Genomic DNA, 3,838 nt, shown 5'->3' with positions numbered 1-3,838 from the left:
CCTCAGAAGGCCCAGAACTACACCGTCCACACCACCGTCGCATTCTTCACCCACGGCCTCAATAGCCGCCCACGGCGCTAACGCAACGGTGTTGTTGCACACTCCATACGCTGATCTTCGAGCGTGCCGTGACCGCTGGAGTGTGACCGGCCCGCAGACACGCCGGACACGTATCCGCGCTCAGGGCCAGCTGGCAGAGTTCCCGGCCCTCGCCTACGGCCGGTGCGCACCAGAGTGGAGCCCACTCGGTGGAGCCCGATCGATGCACAGCATCCGATGTCGTGCATCGTCACTGGATGCAGAACATCGTGCGCTCCACCCGGTGGACGATGCCCGACATCGTCACCACAGCCAGGCACTGGAGTGCCGCACCCGGGACAGGGCGCGGGCATCGCGGCGCGCGGCCGCGTTGCCGATCGGGTTCTGCCGGGACCGGGGCCGACGCGACTGCCCGGCGAAGAAGCGGCGCCGCCCAGCGTCCTGGAGCCGCCGCCGTTGCTTGCGCATCTCCGCCTTCTTCTCACCGTCGGTCTTCGGCTTCCGGGGCCGCTTCGAGATCGGCTCCCAGAGCGGAGGCTCATCGAGCACGGCGGCCAGCTCCTTGGAGGCTTCGCGGGCGCGAGCGAGAACGTCCTCGATGCTGAGGCGGTAAGGCCGCCCTACCGGGTGAGGTGGTGCATCGCGATCGTGCCCTCGGCTGCGGCGATCTTCTGCATCAGTTCCGTGCTGCTCATCTCCAGGAATCCGCTACAACCTGAAGCCCGCACCGTAGAGGCGACGCCAGCTGGCGCCCGCCCCCAACTGTCGGCAACCAACCCTGCCACCACAAGCACTGACCAGCGACAACACACCCCATACCGACCGGCAACAAACCGACCCGCACCATCACCAAAAACGTCAGCACCAAATCGGCAACTGTGTCACCACCCGAATCTACTCACCGCGACCATCTGAACAGCACAGACACCGCAGCTACCGCCGCACTGACATCACGATGCCGAACCACCACCGCCAAAAAATCGCAGATCATCACGCGCTGCCCTCGAATGTGGCCGAAGCCTCGACCAGCGACTCCTTGCCCCTGAGAGACGTCACAGAGCAGTGATTCTTCTGCGGACCGTTGTCACCGTCTCCTCGATCAGGCAGGGCTCGTGTACTTGCCGGTCCGGCTCGGTGGGGAGTTGGCTGCGGTGCGTTGAAGGGCAACCACGGCGGCGTCGTCGGCCAGGTGCCCGCCGACGTGGGTGAGCAGGTCAGTGCGCAGGTGGCGGATCAGTGCCGGGAAACTCTCGTCCGTCCAGTCGGCGGCGCGCTCGACCAGCGGGTAGAAGACACCCCGCGCGTCGCGGGCCTCGATCAGGCCGTCGGTGTACAGCAGCAGCACATCGTTCGGCTCCAGGGTGAAGGTGTCGACGTGGTAGTCGGGTCGGCTCAGCTCGCCCAGGCCCAGCGGAGGGGCGGGGCGAGTGACAGGCAGTACCGTGACCTGCCCGTCGCGCAACAGCAGGGGTGGCGGGTGCCCGCACGTGACCATCTGCGCCAGGGCAGCCGTGTCGGGGATGTCGATGACGGCGGCGGTGATGAAGCACTCCCCGGCCGTCTCCCCTTCGGAGGGCTCGGCCAGGTTCCAGCACACGCTGTGCTCCAGGTAGGCCATGAGGTCGGGCAGGGTGGCCTCGCGGTGCGCGGCCTCCCGGAAGGCGCCGAGCAGCAGGGCGGCGTCGCTGATCGCGGTCAGGCCTTTGCCCCGTACATCGCCGATGATCAGCCGGGTGCCCGTGGGGGTGCGTACGGCGGCGTAGAGGTCGCCGCCGATCAGGGCATGCTCCTGCGCCGCCAGGTACATCGACGCCACACGCAGCGGGCCGATCCGGTGCGGCAACGGCCGCAGCACTACCCGCTGCGTGGTCTCCGACACCGTCCGCACCTGCGTCAGCTCACGGGCGCGCCGCTCGCGCAGGTAGCAGAACACGGTCACGATCACCGAGACCACCAGCAGGGCGATGACCTGCGAGTTGAAGTTCACCGTGTTCAGCAGGTTGTTCTCCAGGCCGATGACGAGAATGCCCGCCACCGCGAGGGCGGCGATCGCTCCGGTGATGAGGGTGGAGGCGAAGGACGCGGCGAGCGCGGGCGCCACGATCAGCAGCGACGGCCCTATCGGCAACCTGTTGCCCGGAGTCAGCACGTCAGCCAGCACGATGACCACGATCAGGCCGAGCGGGAGCGCCAGCAGAGCGTCACTTGCCTGCAGAGGGCGACGATGGTGCGCAAACTGTTGCCGCAAGCCCATGGCTCTCGTTCTACACCCACCGGGGCAGCCCCGCAGGTCTGGAGTGGCGGGGCTGCCCAACTGCTCGCGGGCGGCTACCAGGACGACGAGAAGAGCGCCCGGCGGGGGAGCGGCGACCGGATCCCGCAACGTGCGATATCTCGGTCTCGTGTCAGTGAACCACCAGGGGATATACCGCGTCGTGACAGTGAGACCCGCTGCCCGTGTCCCGCTCATGTCAGCAGCGGACCGTCACTCGTCCCCACCGGGACCAGCGAAAAGACGACGGAAAGCAGCCGCCAGCGACTGCCAGCCACTCCACTGACGCGAACCCGGCACATCGCACCGGCCACGGTCCCGGGGCCAGGCTGTCAGACGCCGCTGCCACACTTCCGATCACGAGCGATGACGGATTCGAGTGGATACAGCAAGACCTCGCCTCCTCGGGCTTCTACCTGGAGATGGTCAAAGGCGTGAGCGTCGAGGAGCTGGCGGCAATGCGGGGGGCGGATCCCGGCCTCGGCATCATGTCTGCTGACACGTTCAACACGGCGTTGCACCGGGCCTGGAACGTCCCGGACTGGGCCAGGCTGGGCGAGCACGCAGGGTGGGCCTTCGCCCTGTGCGGGGGCAGCGACGGCTTCTACATGCAGCGCCCTGACCACGTGAAGCATCTGTGGGAGAACCGCACCTGGCTGACCATCGAAGACACCACCATGGACCCACCCAACATCGGCGTCATCGTGGACGGAAAGCTGGACTGGAGTTACTTCGACGGCGAAGTCCACGAGGCGGTCAGGGCGGATCACCCCCTCACCCAGCGGATGATCGCCGAGATCGGGTTCGGCAGCGTCGACCCGGACCCCGACTTCCCCGACGAGCCGGACGAGTGGGGGCTGCATGTGCCGGACATCCGGGACGTGTACCGGCTGATGGGCGAGCACTACGGGCTGAGCCTTCCCCGCAGAACGATCGCCGACAAGGAGCTGGCCGGGGTGTTCACCTCCCCGCGCGTGTACGCCAACGGGGAGCCGAACACCAGGTACGACAACATCCGCCTGCCCTGACCTCAGGCCGCCTCTTGCGACAGGAGGCCGGCGCCCGTGTTGTGGAACGTCGGCCGCTGGTCAAGGTGGCCGGGGACGCCGCCACCGAGCCTCTCGCCTTCGGCGTGAGGGCCCGTTCCCCGTCGATGCCAGCGGTCATGCGACCACTGCTCTGCTGCGTCACCCGCTTCACGCTGACCAGCGTGTTACTACGGCTCCGCAGCATGAGCTTCTGCAAGTTGCGGACCTTCTTGAGGTCCCCGTCCTGCGTCGCCTTGAAGATCCTCTGCCTCAGCCGCCGTACGTTCTCCTCGCAGGTGGCCCAGTCGATGCTGTGCCAGTCGAGTAGCTCGTCCTCGGGTCCGTTCACCGCAGGCGAGGACGTCACGACAGGCGCCGTGATCTCCATGTTCGCCTCCGGTGTCTAACTGATCGTTTCAGAATGAGGTCCGGAGTCGTCTCAAGCAGATGATGCTGCAGGCGAGTTGGAGCAGTCCGAGGTGGAGGTCCGCGCGTATCT

At 67.0% G+C, this 3,838-nt stretch carries 3 protein-coding genes and 1 pseudogene; 1 reads left to right on the top strand and 3 read right to left on the bottom strand.

The window, feature by feature from the left end; all coding sequences use genetic code 11:
* Positions 1 to 342: 342 nt before the first annotated feature.
* Entirely contained in the window at positions 343 to 639 is a 297-nt protein-coding gene (locus ACZ3IC_RS34075; RefSeq protein ID WP_467422586.1) for a hypothetical protein, read from the bottom strand.
* Between the two features lie 499 nt (positions 640 to 1,138).
* Positions 1,139 to 2,293, bottom strand: a complete 1,155-nt coding sequence (locus ACZ3IC_RS34070; protein WP_467422583.1) for a PP2C family protein-serine/threonine phosphatase — start codon at positions 2,291 to 2,293, stop codon at positions 1,139 to 1,141.
* Between the two features lie 452 nt (positions 2,294 to 2,745).
* Between ACZ3IC_RS34070 and ACZ3IC_RS34065 the strand changes: the two genes are divergently transcribed.
* Positions 2,746 to 3,339: a hypothetical protein gene (locus tag ACZ3IC_RS34065; RefSeq protein ID WP_467422582.1), complete on the top strand. Its 594-nt coding sequence runs from the start codon at positions 2,746 to 2,748 to the stop codon at positions 3,337 to 3,339.
* A gap of 76 nt (positions 3,340 to 3,415) precedes the next feature.
* Here ACZ3IC_RS34065 and ACZ3IC_RS34060 read toward each other — a convergent pair.
* Positions 3,416 to 3,727 (bottom strand): annotated as a pseudogene (locus ACZ3IC_RS34060) (reverse transcriptase N-terminal domain-containing protein); the annotation flags it as partial.
* Positions 3,728 to 3,838: the final 111 nt, after the last annotated feature.

The sequence above is a fragment of the Streptomyces sp. NPDC002958 genome (assembly GCF_055563255.1).
Note: the sequence above shows the minus strand (reverse complement) of the source record. Positions and strands in the feature narration are given on the sequence as shown.

Bases quoted from the DNA above. Each gene is read 5' to 3' on its own strand.
- ACZ3IC_RS34070 (WP_467422583.1), bottom strand. From the start codon at position 2,293: ATGGGCTTGCGGCAACAGTTTGCGCACCATCGTCGCCCTCTGCAGGCA.